This is a genomic window from Streptomyces sp. B5E4 (assembly GCF_039871555.1).
GTDB lineage: Bacteria > Actinomycetota > Actinomycetes > Streptomycetales > Streptomycetaceae > Streptomyces.
On sequence record NZ_JBDPMI010000011.1, the window covers coordinates 1 to 15,424 of the forward strand.

At 74.8% G+C, this 15,424-nt stretch carries 13 protein-coding genes and 2 rRNA genes; 13 read left to right on the forward strand and 2 right to left on the reverse strand.

What is annotated here, in order from left to right; all coding sequences use genetic code 11:
- The 4 genes from ABGA99_RS16445 to ABGA99_RS16460 form a co-directional block, all read left to right on the forward strand.
- Positions 1-104, forward strand: a 23S ribosomal RNA gene (locus ABGA99_RS16445); the annotation flags it as partial.
- A gap of 111 nt (positions 105-215) precedes the next feature.
- Positions 216-332: ribosomal RNA gene (gene rrf, locus ABGA99_RS16450) — 5S ribosomal RNA — on the forward strand.
- Between the two features lie 119 nt (positions 333-451).
- Entirely contained in the window at positions 452-1,516 is a 1,065-nt protein-coding gene (locus ABGA99_RS16455) for a hypothetical protein (RefSeq protein WP_347582896.1), read from the forward strand.
- Positions 1,444-2,259: a tetratricopeptide repeat protein gene (locus ABGA99_RS16460; protein ID WP_347578784.1), complete on the forward strand. Its 816-nt coding sequence runs from the start codon at positions 1,444-1,446 to the stop codon at positions 2,257-2,259. Before ABGA99_RS16455 ends, ABGA99_RS16460 begins: the two co-directional genes overlap by 73 nt.
- 1 nt (position 2,260) lies before the next feature.
- Here ABGA99_RS16460 and ABGA99_RS16465 read toward each other — a convergent pair whose 3' ends face one another.
- Positions 2,261-3,535 (reverse strand): DUF1015 domain-containing protein, encoded by a 1,275-nt coding sequence (locus ABGA99_RS16465; protein ID WP_347578783.1) that lies wholly within the window; start codon positions 3,533-3,535, stop codon positions 2,261-2,263.
- 75 nt (positions 3,536-3,610) lie between these two features.
- On the opposite strand from ABGA99_RS16465, the gene ABGA99_RS16470 reads away from it, so the two are divergent.
- The 9 genes from ABGA99_RS16470 (at position 3,611) to ABGA99_RS16510 (ending at position 13,365) form a co-directional block, all read left to right on the forward strand.
- A complete protein-coding gene (locus tag ABGA99_RS16470; protein WP_347578782.1) occupies positions 3,611-4,660 on the forward strand; it encodes an HAD hydrolase-like protein in 1,050 nt (349 codons plus the stop codon).
- A gap of 50 nt (positions 4,661-4,710) precedes the next feature.
- Positions 4,711-5,760 (forward strand): iron chelate uptake ABC transporter family permease subunit, encoded by a 1,050-nt coding sequence (locus ABGA99_RS16475; protein WP_347578797.1) that lies wholly within the window; start codon positions 4,711-4,713, stop codon positions 5,758-5,760.
- Positions 5,757-6,794: an iron chelate uptake ABC transporter family permease subunit gene (locus ABGA99_RS16480; RefSeq protein WP_347578781.1), complete on the forward strand. Its 1,038-nt coding sequence runs from the start codon at positions 5,757-5,759 to the stop codon at positions 6,792-6,794. The genes ABGA99_RS16475 and ABGA99_RS16480 overlap by 4 nt, the downstream gene beginning before the upstream one ends.
- On the forward strand, positions 6,791-7,633 hold the full coding sequence (locus ABGA99_RS16485; RefSeq protein WP_347578780.1) for an ABC transporter ATP-binding protein: 843 nt from the start codon (positions 6,791-6,793) through the stop codon (positions 7,631-7,633). The genes ABGA99_RS16480 and ABGA99_RS16485 overlap by 4 nt, the downstream gene beginning before the upstream one ends.
- Positions 7,634-7,671: 38 nt before the next feature.
- Positions 7,672-8,262, forward strand: coding sequence for a hypothetical protein (locus ABGA99_RS16490; protein WP_347578779.1), 591 nt, complete (start codon positions 7,672-7,674; stop codon positions 8,260-8,262).
- Positions 8,259-9,074 carry a TlyA family RNA methyltransferase gene (locus tag ABGA99_RS16495; protein WP_347578778.1) on the forward strand — a complete coding sequence of 272 codons (816 nt, stop codon included), beginning with the start codon at positions 8,259-8,261 and terminating at the stop codon, positions 9,072-9,074. The genes ABGA99_RS16490 and ABGA99_RS16495 overlap by 4 nt, the downstream gene beginning before the upstream one ends.
- The gene (locus ABGA99_RS16500; RefSeq protein ID WP_347578777.1) at positions 9,071-9,964 is read left to right on the forward strand and encodes an NAD kinase; all 894 of its coding nucleotides are present in this window, start codon (positions 9,071-9,073) and stop codon (positions 9,962-9,964) included. Before ABGA99_RS16495 ends, ABGA99_RS16500 begins: the two co-directional genes overlap by 4 nt.
- Positions 9,965-10,109: 145 nt before the next feature.
- Complete coding sequence (recN, locus tag ABGA99_RS16505) at positions 10,110-11,876, forward strand: DNA repair protein RecN (protein ID WP_347578796.1); 1,767 nt, start codon at positions 10,110-10,112, stop codon at positions 11,874-11,876.
- A 340-nt stretch (positions 11,877-12,216) separates the two neighbouring features.
- On the forward strand, positions 12,217-13,365 hold the full coding sequence (locus ABGA99_RS16510) for a glycosyltransferase family 4 protein (RefSeq protein WP_347582897.1): 1,149 nt from the start codon (positions 12,217-12,219) through the stop codon (positions 13,363-13,365).
- A gap of 88 nt (positions 13,366-13,453) precedes the next feature.
- On the opposite strand, the gene ABGA99_RS16515 is transcribed toward ABGA99_RS16510, so the two are convergent.
- Entirely contained in the window at positions 13,454-15,259 is a 1,806-nt protein-coding gene (locus ABGA99_RS16515; protein WP_347578775.1) for a glycoside hydrolase family 15 protein, read from the reverse strand.
- Positions 15,260-15,424 lie beyond the last annotated feature (165 nt).

A 15,424-nucleotide genomic window follows, 5' to 3' on the forward strand; every position in this document is an offset into this window, starting at 1 on the left:
TGAGGGGTTAAGGCCCCCTGTAGACGACGGGGTTGATAGGCCGGATCTGGAAGCCCTGTGAGGGGTGGAGGTGACCGGTACTAATAGGCCGAGGGCTTGTCCATAGCTGCTTGCGTCCACTGTGCGGTTCCCAGACAGCAAACCATTGCTGCTGGGTTAGCTGCAGTTTGTTCACTTAATTGAAGAGTGTGCTTGTTCGCTGACCCATTGAGGGTTTCGGTGGTCATAGCGTTGGGGAAACGCCCGGTCTCATTCCGAACCCGGAAGCTAAGCCCGTCCGCGCCGATGGTACTGCATGGGGGACCGTGTGGGAGAGTAGGTCACCGCCGAACAATTATTGAGGACCCATGGTCCCAGCGTGAGCGCTGGGACCATGGGTCCTTTTTTGTTTTCGTTCCGGTGAAACGCAGTAAGAGGAGCGTAGTGATGACCACCAACGGACCTGACCGGCGTGACGAGGACCGTGACGGCCGCGGTCGGCGTCGTGACGGTGACGGACGTGGTTTCGACCGGCGGGACGGAGACCGTCGCGGCGGTCCGCGTCGTACGGACGGGGACAGGCCGGCGCGTGGGCCCCGTCGTGATGACGACCGTCCGCGGCACGATTTCCGGCGTGACGACGATCGGCCGCGCGGTCCTCGTCGTGATGACGACCGTCCGCGGCACGATTTCCGGCGTGACGACGATCGCCCCCGTGGGCCCCGCCGTGACGATGACCGTCCCCGGCGTGACTTCCGGCGTGACGACGATCGGCCCCGCCGTGATTTCGGCCGTGGCGACGACGGTCCTCGGCGTGATTTCCGCCGTAACGACGATCGGCCGCGTCGTGATGACGACCGTCCGCGGCGTGATTTCGGCCGTGGCGACGACCGTCCGCGGGGGGATTTCCGGCGTGACGACGATCGGCCGCGCGGTCCTCGTCGTGATGACGACCGTCCGCGTCGTGACTTCCGGCGTGACGACGATCGCCCCCGTGGGCCCCGTCGTGATGATGATCGGCCGCGGGGTGATTTCCGCCGGGAGGACGACCGTCCGCGCGGTCCCCGTCGTGACGACGACCGCTCCCGTGGGCCTCGCCGCGATGATGATCGGCCGCGGGGTGATTTCCGCCGGGAGGACGACCGTCCGCGCGGTCCCCGTCGTGACGACGACCGCTCCCGTGGGCCTCGCCGCGATGACGATCGGCCGCGGCGTGACTTCCGGCGTGACGACGACCGTCCCCGTGGGCCTCGCCGCGATGATGACCGTCCGCGGCGTGACTTCCGGCGTGACGACGACCGTCCCCGTGGGCCTCGCCGCGATGATGACCGTCCGCGGCGTGACTTCCGCCGTGACGACGACCGTCCCCGTGGGCCCCGCCGTGACGCCTCCGGGCGTGGAGGGCGGTTCGAGCGGCGGGATGATCGGGCGCGGGGGCCGCGGCGTGAGGGGGAGCGGCCGCCTGTGCGGCGGCTGTCCATTCCCGACGACGTCACCGGGCTGGAGATCGACAAGGCGGTGCGGCAGGAATTGCTAAGCCTGCCCAAGACGCTTGCCGACGATGTCGCCAAGAACCTCGTCATGGTCGCCCGGCTGCTCGACGAGGACGCCCCCAGGGCCTACGAGCACGCCAAGGTGGCGCTGCGGCTCGCGTCCCGTGTCGGGGCCGTGCGGGAGGCCGCCGGCTTCGCCGCGTACCACACGGAGCGGTATCAGGAGGCGCTGGCCGAGTTCCGCGCCGCGCGGCGCATGAGCGGGCGGCCCGACCTCTGGCCCGTGATGGCCGACTGCGAGCGCGGCATGGGCCGGCCGGAGCGGGCGCTGGCGATGGCCGGTGAGCCGGAGGTGCAGCGGCTGGACAAGGCCGGGCAGGTGGAGATGCGGCTCGTCGCCGCCGGGGCTCGGCGTGACCTGGGGCAGCCCGATGCCGCCGTCGTCACCTTGCAGAGCCCGGAGCTGGCGTCGTCCGGTGTGCACCCGTGGACCGCGCGGCTGCGGTACGCCTACGCGGACGCGCTGCTGGAGGCCGGGCGGGACGAGGAGGCCCGGGAGTGGTTCGCGAAGGCCGTCGAGGCCGACCACGACGGACTGACGGACGCCTCCGACCGGCTGGCCGAGCTGGACGGCATCGAGTTCACCGACGCGCTCGATCCGGACGCGGAGGAGGAAGCCGAGGAGGAGCCGGAGGTCTCTGCCGACTCCGGTGTGAGCGACGCCGACTTCACCGACGTCACCGACGAGGACGATCCCGCGGCCGGTGACGAGGAGCGCCGCCCCTGACTCACCCCAGGTCAAGGGCCCGCAGCACCAGCCCGGTGGCCGGTTTCGGGCCGAAGGACGTGGACTTGCGCGGCATCGTCACCCCGTCCCGCGCGAGTTCGCGTACGACGTCCTCCGCCACCGGCTTCATCAGCACCGCCGTCCCGCCCAGGCGGACCGCCTGGGCGGTGGCGGCCGCCGCCTCGTGGACGTAGCCGATGTGCTCGGGACCGTCGGGGAGGCGCCAGACGTGCTCGATGAGCGTGGAGTGCAGCACCGTGGCGTCCAGGGTGCGCCACGCCGCCGGGCGGTCGGTGCGCACGGTACGGGCCAGCAGGGCCGGGGCCGGGCGGTCGACCAGGTGCAGGCCGTCCGTGCCCGCCAGGAGGAACGCGTTGCCCTCCGTCTCTTCGAGCGCCCTCAGCGCCGCGGGCAGCGGTACGTCGAGGGGCCGGACGCGGGCGTCGCCGCCGAGGAGGCGCAGGGCGTCGGCGGGCGGGAGGGTGCGCAGGACGCGGTGGATGCCGCGGACGACGAGCGGGTGGCGGGCCGTGTCGACGAGCAGGACCAGCCCGTAGTCCCACGGCCCGGTCTCGCCCGGCGACGACGCGGGCCGTTCGGCCCGTAGCCGCAGATACGTCGCCCAGCGGTGGTGGCCGTCCGCGATGAGTGCCTGCCGCCGGGCGAGGTCCGCGCGTACGGCCGCGATCTCCGCCGCGTCCGTCACCGCCCACAGCCGGTGTGCGAAGCCGTCGTCCGTCGTCGTGGCCAGCAGGGGGGTGAGCGCCGTGGTGCGGGCGATGACGCCCGCCGTGCCGGTGGCCCCGCCGTCGCTGCGGTACGACAGCAGCAGCGGCTCGGGATTGGCGGCGGTCTCGCGCATCAGGCCGGCGCGGTCGGCGACGATCTCCTCCATCACGCCTTCGTGCGGCAGCACCACGCCGTCCGCCGGCTCGCTGAGCGCCAGCAGCCCGACGACGCCGCGTTGCAGCAGGTCGCCCCTGCGCTGCTCGTAAACGTAGAGCGCGGGCTGCGGGTCCGGGACGAGCACGCCCTCCGCGCGCCACCGGCGCAGCGTGTCGGCGGCGAGGCGGTGGCGGGCGGCGGGGTCGCCGGCCTGAGGGAGGATGAGGCGGACGATGTTGTACGGGTCGGCGGTCTCCAGGTGGTGCAGCCCGTCGGGCCGGACGACGACGTCGTACGGCGGGGAGGTGACGGCGGCGAGGCTGCGCACCCGGGACGGCGCGTAGCGCAGCCCGCGAAAGGGGCGGAGGTCGAGACCGGGTGAACGCTGCATGGACCGGATCGTATGCGCCGTGGCCCGTGCGCGATGATCGAGGCGTAGATATCGCCCTTCCGAGGAGCCGCCGCCGTGATCAGCCAGCCCGTCAGGACCCGCACCGACGCCTGTGCGGAGCCGCTGTGCACGGCGTACGACACGGCGTTGCTTGACCTCGACGGCGTCGTCTACATCGGCGGCGTGCCCGTCGAGCACGCCGCTGACGCGCTGGGCGGCGCGCGGGCGCGGGGCATGCGGCTGGCGTACGTGACGAACAACGCCTCCCGGCCCCCGGCCGTCGTCGCGGGGCAGTTGACCGCGATGGGCGTGCCCGCGGAGCCGGCGGACGTGATCACCTCGGCGCAGGCCGTGGCGCGGCTGGTGGCCGAGGAGGTGCCGCCGGGGGCGCGCGTGCTGGCGGTCGGCGGCGAGGGGCTGTACGGGCCGCTGCGGGAGCGCGGGCTGCTCGTCGTGGAGTCGGCGGACGACGATCCGGCGGCCGTGGTGCAGGGGCACGGCGGGCCGGGTATGCCGTGGGGGCGGCTGATGGAGGCGGCTTTCGCGGTGCAGCGCGGCGTGCCGTGGTTCGCGTCGAACGCCGACCTGACGATTCCGACCCCCCGCGGCATGGCCCCGGGCAACGGGGCGGCGCTGGCGGTGGTGCGGCTGGTCACCGGCGCCGAGCCGCGGGTGGCGGGCAAGCCGCTGCCGCCGATGCACCGGGAGACGATCATCAGGACGGGCGCCCGGCGGCCGTTGGTGGTCGGCGACCGGCTCGACACCGACATCGAGGGCGCGTACAACGGCGGCGTCGACGCGCTGCTGGTGCTGACCGGCGTGACCCGCGCCGCGGATCTGCTCGCGGCCGAGCCGCGGCACCGGCCGGCGTATGTGGCGGCGGATCTGCGCGGGCTGTCGGTCGCGCAGCCGGAGGTGGCGGTGGCGGGCGACGGCGGGGGTTCCGTCGCGCGGTGCGGCGGTTGGAGCGCGTCCGTGCGCGGTACGGAGCCGGAGCTGCGGCTGGACGGCGAGGGTCAACCGCTGGACGGGCTGCGGGCGTTGTGCGCGGCGGCGTGGACGTACGCGGGGGAGGGCTCCTGCGGCCTCGACGCGGGGAAGGCGCTGGCCCGCCTCGGTCTGTGAGGGTCCGCCCTCTCCACCGTTTGATAAGGGTAGGCTAACCTAACTGTGTGTTGGTCGACGCCGCTCCCTGTACGGACACCGAACGCAAGGACGCTCCGCCGCGCCGCCGCCGGTTCTCCCCGCGCGCCGCCGGACTGCTCGCCTCCTGCGCCGCGCTGCTGCTCGTCTGCGTGGCCAGCCTCGCCATCGGCGCCAAGCCCGTCCCGCTGGACCAGGTCTGGCACGGCCTCTTCGGCTACGACGGCAGCGACACCGACGTCGTCATCCGCGACATGCGCGTCCCGCGCACCGTCCTCGGCCTCCTCGCCGGCGCCGCCCTCGGCCTCTCCGGCGCCGTCATGCAGGCCCTCACCCGCAACCCCCTCGCCGAACCCGGGCTGCTCGGCATCAACGCCGGCGCCTCCGCCGCCGTCGTCAGCGCCATCAGCTTCTTCGGTGTCTCCTCCGTCGCCGGCTACGTCTGGTTCGCGTTCGCCGGCGCCGCCGCCGTCTCCGTCGGTGTCTACGCCCTGGGCGGCAGCCGCAGCGCCACGCCGGTACGCCTCGCGCTCGCCGGCACCGCCGCCACCGCCGCGCTCTTCGGCTACGTACGCGCCGTCGAGCTGACGGACACCGCGGCGCTGGACAAGATGCGCTTTTGGACCACCGGTTCGCTCGCCTCCGCCGACATGACGACCATCCGCCAGGTGCTGCCGTTCCTGGCCACGGGCATCGTCCTCGCGCTGCTGCTGGCCCGCCCGCTGAACGCCCTGGCCATGGGCGACGACACCGCCCGCGCCCTCGGCGCGCACCTCGCCCGCACCCGGCTGCTCGCCATGCTCGCCGTCACGCTGCTGTGCGGCGCCGCGACCGCCGCCTGCGGGCCCCTCATCTTCGTCGGCCTGATGATCCCGCACATGGTGCGCGCCGTGACCGGGCCCGACATGCGCTGGATCCTGCCGTACGCGGCCGTGCTCGCGCCCGTGCTGCTGCTCGGCGCCGACGTGCTCGGCCGGGTGCTGGCCCGGCCCGCGGAGGTGCAGGTCGGGATCGTCACGGTGATCCTCGGCGGGCCGGTCTTCATCCATCTCGTACGACGCCGGAGGATGGCGCAGTTGTGAGCACGCTCAACGTACGCGGCACGAAGGGCGATCTGTCGGTACGCGTCGACCTGCGCGCCCTGCTCGTCTGCCTGCTGCTGGCCGCCGCCGCGCTGGCCGCCGCGGTGGTCCTCGTCGGCACCGGCGACTTCCCCCTCTCCTTCGCGGACGTGGTGCGCACGCTGTTCGGCGGCGGCGCGCCCGGGGAGGAGTTCGTCGTCCGCGAACTGCGGCTGCCGCGGGTGCTGGTGGGGCTGCTCGTCGGCGCGGCGCTGGGGCTGGCGGGGGCGGTGTTCCAGGCCGTCTCCCGCAACCCGCTGGGCAGTCCGGACGTGCTCGGCGTCTCGCACGGCTCCGCGGTGGGCGCGCTGGTGGTCATCGTGCTGTTCAAGGGCGGCTCGGAGGCGGTCGCGCTCGGTGCCGTCGTCGGCGGGGTCGCCACCGGGGCGGCGATCTACCTGCTCGCCTGGCAGCGGGGCGTGGCCGGCTACCGGCTCGTCCTCGTCGGCATCGGCGCCGCCGCCCTCCTCGCCGGCGTCATCAACTACCTGCTCACCAAGGCCGACCTGGTCGACGCCGCCCGCGCCACCCTGTGGATCACCGGCTCGCTCGGCGGGCGCGACTGGACGCACGTGTGGCCGCTGGTCGCGGTCTGCGCGGTGCTGGTGCCGCTCGTGCTGGCCTGCGGCCGGCCGCTGCGGATGATGGAGATGGGCGACGACACCGCGTACGCGCTGGGCGTCCCCGTCGAGCGGGTACGGCTCGTGGCGCTGCTGGCCGCCGTGCTGCTCACCGCCGCCGCCACCGCCGCCGCGGGGCCCGTCGCCTTCGTCGCCCTCACCGCGCCCCAGCTCGCCCGCCGGCTGACCCGTGCGCCCGGCCCCAACCTGGCGCCGGCCGCCCTCATGGGCGCCACGCTGCTGATCGTCGCCGACTGGGCGGCACAGCGCGCCTTCGGCGCCGACCAGGTGCCCGTCGGCGTCGTCACCGGCGTGCTCGGCGGCGTCTACCTCCTCTGGCTGCTCGCCGCGGAACGACGAGCGGGCCGGATATGACCGACCGTACGCCGGACAGGAGCCCCGCAGTGAGCCGTCTCGCCGCCGAGAACGTCACCCTCGCCTACGACAGCCGGGTCGTCGCCGAGCACCTGTCGGTGGCCGTGCCCGACTCCTCGTTCACCGTCGTCGTCGGGCCCAACGCCTGCGGCAAGTCGACATTGCTGCGGGCGCTGGCGCGGATGCTGAAGCCGGGCACCGGCGCGGTGCTGCTCGACGGCGAGGCGATCGGCACGCTGCCGGCACGCAAGGTGGCGCGGACGCTCGGGCTGCTGCCGCAGTCGTCCGTGGCGCCCGACGGCATCACGGTCGGCGACCTCGTGGCCCGCGGGCGCTACCCGCACCAGGGGCTGCTGCGGCAGTGGTCGCGGGAGGACGAGCGGGTCGTCCAGGAGTCGATGGCCGCCACCGGGGTCGGGGAGCTGGCGGATCGCTATGTCGACGAACTGTCCGGCGGGCAGCGGCAGCGCGTGTGGATCGCGATGGCGCTGGCGCAGCAGACGCCGCTGCTGCTGCTCGATGAGCCGACGACGTACCTCGACATCCAGCACCAGATCGACGTCCTCGACCTGTGCGCCGAACTCCACGAGACGCAGGGACGCACGCTGGTCGCCGTGCTGCACGACCTCAACCACGCCGCGCGCTACGCCACGCACCTGATCGCCATGCGCGACGGGCAGGTCGTCGCGGAGGGGCCGCCGGCCGGCATCGTGGACGCGGACCTGGTCGAGCGCGTCTTCGGGCTCAAGTGCCAGGTGATCGACGACCCGGAGACGGGCACGCCGCTGGTCGTTCCGGCGGCGCGCAAGGCGCGGGCGGGAGCGGCCGGCTGGGTCTGACCGGGGTCCTGACGGTGGTTCGGGGTACGGTCTGTGGCATGAGCGAGCCGACGCCGATGCCCGCAGCGGAGCCCGAGACCGCGACCGCCCCGCCGTACGGGCGGCAGCCGGCGCCGCGGTGGCCGGGGCCCGGCGCGGACGGCGCGACGGAGCCGGGCGGCGGGGACGCGGCGGAAGCCGTCGGCGGGGCCGCGGCGCCCGCGCTGACCGAAGCCGGACCGGTGCGGGAGGGGTGGCCGGAACCGGAGCCCGAGCCGGTCGAGCCCGAGCCTGAACCCGCCTCTGAACCCGAGCCGGTCGAGGCCGGGCCCGTGCCGCTCGGCGTCGGGCGCACGCCCACCGGCAACGCCGACGTGGACGCCGCACTCGACCGCCTCGCCGACGCCGACGAACTGCCGACCGGCAGCCACCTGGAGATCTACGAGGACGCCCACGGCCGGATGCGCGAGGCCCTGGAGGAACTGGACCGCACCCAGGGTCCGCCACCGCCCGCGCAGCCGCCCGCCGGCCCCGCGCCGTACGGCCAGGGGTACGCCCGGCCCGGCCCGCCCGTGCCTCCGCCGGCCCACGGGCACACCCCGCCCCGCCCCGGGGCCCACCCCGCTCCGTACCGGCCGGGGAACCCGTGAGCGGTGCCAGGCGGCGCCGGCTCGACGCCGAGCTGGTGAGCCGCGAGCTGGCCCGCTCGCGTGAGCACGCCGGGCGTCTCATCGCCGCGGGACGGGTCACCGTCGGCGGCCTGGTCGCCAGCAAGCCCGCGACCCAGGTCGAGACGTCCGCCGCGGTCGTCGTCGTCCCCGACGACGCCGACCCCGACTACGTCTCCCGCGGCGGCCACAAGCTCGCCGGCGCCCTCGCGGCGTTCGAGCCCCTCGGGCTGCGCGTCGCCGGCCGGCGCGCCCTGGACGCCGGCGCCTCCACCGGCGGCTTCACCGACGTGCTGCTGCGCGCCGGCGCCGCGCACGTCGTCGCCGTGGACGTCGGCTACGGGCAGCTCGCGTGGAAGCTGCAGAGCGACGAGCGGGTCACCGTCCGGGACCGTACGAACGTCCGCGAGCTGGCCCTCGACCACCTCGGCGGCGAGCCCGCCGAACTCGTCGTCGGCGACCTGTCGTTCATCCCGCTCGGGCTCGTGCTGCCCGCGCTGGTGCGCTGCGCCACGGCCGACGCGGACCTCGTGCTCATGGTCAAACCGCAGTTCGAGGTCGGCAAGGAACGCCTGGGCAGCGGCGGCGTGGTGCGCAGCGCGGAGCTGCGCGCCGAGGCCGTGCGCGGCGTCGCCGGGCAGGGGGCGGCGCTCGGACTGGGGGTGCTCGGCGTGACGGCCAGCCCGTTGCCCGGGCCGAAGGGAAACGTCGAGTATTTTCTGTGGCTGCGCGCCGGGGCGCCCGCGCTGGACCCGGCGGACGTGGCACGTGCCGTGGCGGAGGGGCCCCGATGACAGACCGCACCGTGTTCCTGCTCGCCCATACCGGCCGGCCTGCGGCGATCCGCAGCGCCGAGCTGGTCGTGCGCGGCCTGCTGCGCTGCGGCGTCGGCGTGCGCGTGCTCGCCGACGAGGCCGCCGACCTCCCGCTGCCGCCGGAGACGGAGCTGGTGGAGGCCGGCGCGGGGGTGATGGACGACTGCGAGCTGCTGATCGTGCTGGGCGGCGACGGCACGCTGCTGCGCGGCGCCGCCTTCGCCCGCAAGTCCGGCGTGCCGATGCTCGGCGTCAACCTCGGCCGCGTCGGCTTCCTCGCCGAGGCCGAGCGGGACGACCTCGACAAGGTCGTGGACCGCGTGGTGACCAAGGAGTACGAGGTGGAGGAGCGGATGACGCTCGACGTCCTCGTACGCAACGAGGGCAGGACCGTGCACGCCGACTGGGCGCTCAACGAGGCGTCCGTCGAGAAGGCCGCCCGCGAGCGGATGCTCGAAGTCGTCACCGAGGTCGACGGCCGGCCCGTCTCCCGCTTCGGCTGCGACGGCGTCGTCTGCGCGACGCCGACGGGATCGACCGCGTACGCCTTCTCGGCCGGCGGGCCCGTGGTCTGGCCCGAGGTGGAGGCGCTGCTGATGGTCCCCATCAGCGCGCACGCGCTGTTCGCCAAGCCGCTCGTGACGTCCCCGGACTCCATCCTGGCGGTGGAGGTGCAGCCGACGAACCAGCACGGCGTGCTGTGGTGCGACGGCCGCCGCACGGTCGGCCTGCCGTCCGGGGCGCGCGTCGAGGTGCGCCGCGGCGCGGTGCCGGTGCGGCTGGCGCGGCTGCACCACGCCTCGTTCACGGACCGGCTGGTGGCCAAGTTCGCGCTGCCGGTGGCGGGCTGGCGCGGGGCGCCGAACTGACGCGCGGCCCGTCCCACGCAGGGTCCTTCCGCCCGCCGCGGCGGCACCGCGGTACGGCCCGTCCCGTCGTCGTGGCGGGCGCCGATCAAGACGCCCCTCGCAACGCGGTGCCGGAACCTCGTATGGTCGTACCGTGTTGGAGGAGATGCGGATCAAGTCCCTGGGCGTCATCGACGACGCGGTCGTCGAGCTGTCGCCCGGCTTCACGGCCGTGACGGGCGAGACCGGCGCCGGTAAGACCATGGTCGTCACCAGCCTCGGGCTGCTGCTCGGCGGGCGGGCGGACGCCGCGCTCGTACGCATCGGCGCCAAGTCCGCCGTCGTGGAGGGCCGGGTCGCCGTGGGCGACGGCTCCCCCGCGGCGGTACGGGCCGAGGACGCCGGTGCCGAGCTGGACGACGGCGCCCTGCTCATCAGCCGTACGGTCTCGGCCGAAGGCCGCTCACGGGCGCACCTGGGCGGCCGCGGGGTCCCCGTGGGGCTCCTCGGCGAGCTGGCCGAGGACCTCGTCGCCGTGCACGGGCAGACCGACCAGCAGGGGCTGCTGAAGCCCGCGCGGCAGCGGCAGGCCCTCGACCGCTACGCGGGCGACGCGGTCGCCGCGCCGCTGGCCAAGTACTCGGGGGCGTACCGCAGGCTGCGGGCCGTCAGCGCCGAGCTGGACGAGATCACCACCCGCGCGCGTGAGCGGTTGCAGGAGGCGGATCTGCTGCGCTTCGGGCTCGACGAGGTCGCCGCCGCGGAGCCGCGGGCCGGCGAGGACGTCGAGCTGGCCGCCGAGGCCGAACGGCTGGGCCACGCGGAGGCGCTGACCGCCGCCTCCGCCGCCGCACACGCCGCGCTCGCGGGCGACCCGGCGGAGCCCGAGGCCGTCGACGCCGGCACGCTCGTCGCGGGCGCACAGCGCGCCCTGGCGGCTGTACGGGCCCACGACCCGGCGCTCGCGGGGCTCGCCGACCGGCTCACCGAGGTCGGTATCCTCCTCGGCGACGTCGCGCAGGAGCTGGCCGCGTACGGCGACGGCATCGACGCCGACCCGCTGCGCCTCGCCGCGGTGGAGGAACGCCGCTCGGTGCTCACCCACCTCACCCGCAAGTACGGCCACGAGCCCGCCGCGGGCGAGAGGGCGGGCGGCGACGGCAGCGTCTCCGCCGTCCTGGCCTGGGCCGAGGCGGGCGCCGGCCGGCTCGCCGAACTCGACGGCGACGACGAGCGCATCGAGGAGCTGACCGCCGAGCGCGACGCGCTGCGCGGCGAGCTGGCGCAGTTGGCGGAGGCGCTGACCGAGGCGCGCGGCGACGCGGCGGAACGCTTCGGCGCCGCGGTCACCGACGAGCTGACCGAGCTGGCGATGCCGCACGCGCGGGTGACGGTCGACCTGCGCCGTACCGAGGTCGCCGCGGACGCCGACGGGCTGGAGATCGACGGCAAGAACGTCGCGTACGGCCCCACGGGCGTCGACGAGGCCGAGTTGCTGCTCGCCCCGCACCCCGGCGCCCCGCCGCGGCCGATCGCCAAGGGCGCCTCGGGCGGCGAGCTGTCGCGCGTGATGCTGGCGGTCGAGGTGGTCTTCGCCGGCTCCGACCCCGTGCCGACGTACCTCTTCGACGAGGTCGACGCGGGCGTCGGCGGCAAGGCGGCCGTCGAGGTGGGCCGCCGGCTCGCGCGGCTGGCGCGCGGCGCACAGGTCGTCGTGGTGACCCATCTGCCGCAGGTCGCGGCCTTCGCCGACCGGCAGTTGCTGGTGGAGAAGACCAGTGACGGCTCGGTCACCCGCAGCGGTGTCACCGTTCTGGACGGTGAGGCGCGGGTGCGGGAGCTGTCGCGGATGCTGGCGGGCCAGGAGGACTCCGAGACGGCCCGCGCGCACGCGGAGGAGCTGCTCGCGGCGGCCCGCGCCGGGGCGGAGTAGCGCGGGACGGTGTGCACCGGGCGGTGTGAGCCCGGCGGTGTGACCTGGGGCTACGCGCGGGGCGTGGGGCCGCGTGCGGGCCGAACGGGTGCCGTGGGGCAACCCGGCCCGTGCCGGATACGTCTGTCGAGGTGGTTGGGCGGAATGCACCGTGCTGTCCGCCCCCTTCGCGGCCGTACCGGCGCGCGACGGGCGTGCGGGGCATCGCCCGGAAGGGTGGTGCATGTCTGACCTGTACGCCCGTACAGAGCGGTTGACGGCCCCGAGCCGGGTCCGGCCGCTCCTTGGGAGTGGCATCCTGGGCAGGCCCTGCGACGCCACGGACAGGAGTTCCGGCCCAGTGAGCAGCACCCCCACACCGCCCCACGGCCCCACCGCGCTGCACGCCGTGCAGCTCGTCGGCCGCGGTGAAGGCGGCAGCGGTGTGCATGTGCGCTCGCTGGCGGCAGGGTTGGTGGCCCGGGGCATCCGGGTCACCGTGGTCGCGACCCCCGCCACCGCCGAGCGCTACGGCTTCGCCGCCGCCGGCGCCCTCGTCGCGCGGCTGCCCGAGCGCGGCGGGCTGGCCACCGCGCCGCTGTGCACGGCGACCGCGCTGCGCGCGGCCTGCGCGGGAGCGGACCTCGTCCACGCGCACGGCCTGCAGTGCGGGCTGATGGCGTGCTCGACGATCCTCGGCCAGCGCAGGCCGCTGGTCGTCACCTGGCACACCAGGAGCCACCCGGACGGGGTACGGGGCCGGATGATGCCGCTCCTCGAACGACGGGTGTCCCGCTCCGCCCGCGTCGTCCTCGGCGCCACCACCGACCTCGTCGACGGCGCCCGCCGCCGCGGCGCCCGCGACGCGCGGCTCGCGCCCATCGCCGTCCCCGCACCCCGGCAGCCGCACCCCGGCGGCGACGGCGCCGCGCTGCGCAGGCAGCAGGTGCGTGCCGAACTCGGCGCCCCGGACCGGCCCCTGGTGCTCACCGCCGCCCCGCTCGACGCGTACGCCACCCACGAACCGCTGCTGGAGGCCGCCCGCATGTGGCTGGCGCTGCCGGAGCAGCCGCTGCTCGCCGTCGCCGGCGAGGGCCCGGCACGCGGGAGGCTGCAGCGCCGTATCGACGCCGAGAAGCTGCCCGTACGGCTCCTGGGCCGCCGCGACGACCTGCCCCGGCTGCTGGCCGCCGCGGACGTCGCGGTGCTCTCCAGCCCGTGGGAGGCGCGCCCGGTGCTGGCCCAGGAGGCGCTGCACGCGGGCGCCCCGCTGGTGGCCACGGCGGTCGGCGGCGTCCCCGAACTCGTCGGCGACGCGGCGGAACTGGTGCCGTACGGGGACGCCCGCGCGCTCGCCGACGCGGTGGCGGCCCTGCTCCACGATCCGGCCCACCGCGCGGCGCTGTCCGCCGCGGGCCGCGCCCAGGCCGGCACCTGGCCGACGGAGGACGACACCGTCACCCAGGTCCTGTCGGTCTACGACGAGTTGATGACGTACGGCGACGTCTGACAACCCTGCGAGGCCCCTGCCCGGAACCGCCGGAAGCGCGTCGGGGCACTCCGTACCGCCGCCGCGCTTCCGTACGCCCTGCCGCGCGCTACCCGTACGCTCCCGACGCGCTCAGCCGCAGCGCCGTGTCGATCAGCGGCACGTGGCTGAACGCCTGCGGGAAGTTGCCCACTTGGCGCTGCAGCCGCGGGTCCCACTCCTCCGCGAGCAGCCCCAGGTCGTTCCGCAGTGCCAGCAGCTTCTCGAACAACTGCCGCGCCTCCTGCACCCGGCCGATCATCGCCAGGTCGTCCGCCATCCAGAACGAGCAGGCCAGGAACGCCCCCTCGTCGCCGGGCAGCCCGTCGCTGCCCGTCTCGTCGCCCGCGGTCGGGTAGCGGCGGATGAAGCCGTCGGGGGTGCCCAGCTCGCGCTGGATGGCCTCGATGGTGCCGATGACGCGCTTGTCGTCCGGCGGCAGAAAGCCGACCTGCGGGATCAGCAGCAGCGAGGCGTCCAGCTCCTGCGAGCCGTAGGACTGCGTGAAGGTGTTGCGCTGCCGGTCGTAGCCCTTCTCGCACACGTCCCGGTGGATGTCGTCGCGCAGCCGCTGCCAGCGCTCCAGCGGGCCGTCCGCCTCGCCGGACTCGATGAGCTTGATCGTGCGGTCGACGGCCACCCAGGTCATCACCTTGGAGTGGACGAAGTGCCGCCGCGGGCCGCGCACCTCCCAGAGCCCCTCGTCGGGGCGGTCCCAGTTCTCCTCGACCCAGCGGATCATCTTGAGCTGCAGCAGCGAGGCGTAGTCGTTGCGGGCGAGGCCCGTCATGTGCGCGAGGTGCAGCGCCTCGACCACCTCGCCGTAGACGTCGAGCTGCAACTGCCCCGCCGCGCCGTTGCCGGCGCGCACCGGGCGGGAGCCCTCGTACCCCGGCAGCCAGTCCAGCTCCGACTCGCCCAGCTCGCGCTCACCGGCGATGCCGTACATGATCTGCAGGTTCTCCGGGTCGCCCGCGACGGCGCGCAGCAGCCACTCGCGCCAGGCGCGCGCCTCCTCGTGGTACCCGGTGCGCAGCAGGGACGACAGCGTGATGGCGGCGTCGCGCAGCCAGGTGAAGCGGTAGTCCCAGTTGCGCACGCCGCCGACGTCCTCGGGCAGCGAGGTGGTGGGCGCGGCGACGATGCCGCCGGTCGGCTCGTACGTCAGGGCCTTGAGCGTGATCAGCGAGCGGATCACGGCGTGCCGGTACGGGCCGTGGTACGTACAGTGCTCGGTCCACTCCTGCCAGAAGTCCTCGGTGGTGGTGAGCGCCGTCTCGGGGTCGGCGGGCTGCGGCGGCTCGCGGTGCGAGGGCTGCCAGCTGATCGTGAACGCCAGCCGGTCGCCGGGGCCGACGGTGAAGTCGGAGTACGTCGTGAGGTCCCGGCCGTACGTCGGCACCGGGGCGTCGAGCCACACCGAGTCCGGCCCGGCGACGCCGACGGTGCGGCCGTCCTCGGTCTGGTGGACCCACGGCACGATCCGGCCGTAGGAGAAGCGCATGCGCAGCGCGGAGCGCATCGGCACCCGGCCGGTGACGCCCTCCACGATACGGATGAGCTGCGGCGAGGCGCTGTCGCGCGGGGGCATGAAGTCGATCAGCCGGACCGTGCCGCGCGGGGTGTCCCACTCGGACTCCAGCACCAGCGAGTCGCCCCGGTAGCGCCGCCGGGTGGCGGGCGGCGGGGAGGACTCCGGGGCGTACGCGGGACCGAGGCGCCAGAAGCCGTGCTCCTCGGTCCCCAGTAGCGCGGCGAACACCGCATGGGAGTCGAACCGGGGCAGGCAGAGCCAGTCGGCCGTGCCGTCGCGACGGACGAGCGCTGCCGTCTGCATGTCGCCCAGAAGTGCGTAGTCCTCGATCCGCCCGGCCACGTGCCTCTCCAGCTAGAAGTGCGTTCCGCAGAGGATAAAGCCTTCGCGTGCGCGCGTGCGCCACGGTCGCGGATTCCCTCCCGGTCTGATCGGGTCGGGCAGCGGGACAGGGGGTGGCCGCGGGCGGTGACCAGGGGATCACTGATACCCTGGTAGCCCGTGGAG